This window comes from Bacillus sp. AFS023182 (assembly GCF_002560575.1).
Lineage (GTDB): Bacteria > Bacillota > Bacilli > Bacillales > Bacillaceae_G > Bacillus_A > Bacillus_A arachidis.
The window spans coordinates 1-665 of sequence record NZ_NTRO01000080.1 but is presented as its reverse complement, the minus strand read 5'-3'; the positions used below and the strand labels follow the sequence as shown (position 1 = coordinate 665).

At 36.5% G+C, this 665-nt stretch carries 1 protein-coding gene; it reads right to left on the bottom strand.

All coding sequences use genetic code 11. The features are described from left to right. Positions 1 to 665 (bottom strand): IS4 family transposase (locus CN288_RS25130; protein WP_141528009.1); only part of this gene is annotated, 665 nt, incomplete at both ends.

Genomic DNA, 665 nt, shown 5'->3' with positions numbered 1-665 from the left:
CGTAGTGAATATAAATCATAGATTTTCTCTTTTGGTACCCATTCCGTAGGAATGTTTGTCATATATACCGTAATACCTTGTAAAAGCTTCGTACGCTCTGTATATGTAATTCCTTTTTTCTTTTCGCGAATAGCTCGGTCACGTAGGCGTTTCTGTTTTTGCTCCTCGGTACACCTATAAACTACAATACGAGTAGGCAGTTTGTCTTTACTCCCTACATATACATCATGTAATTCATACACTTGGCCAGGTTGTAATTGTTTCATGATGTCTTCCAAATGAATCTGTATATATACCGGTCTCAATTGAGCGGGTTTTGTTTTAAATACCACTGTTTCGAATTCTTTTCTATATATTTTAGTTGGTAACTTAAGACGTGATAAATAATATCCTTGCTTATCCTGAATAGACTTAAAGTCTTGTAAACGAAAATATCCTAAATCACGAATATATAGTTCATTCTTTTGTGCCATGTCTGTTCGAGTCGCACTATATGCCTGATCACTTCGTTTTCCTGGTTCAATTTCCACATCAGAAAATTCTCCACTCAACAAATCATACTCTAGTTGAATTTTCACACCAGCTTTATGACTACATCCTCCGGCACCAGGATAAGTAGTTGCGAATCGATCTGGAACTTGGAAAGTTGTAGAATCAAGGACGAG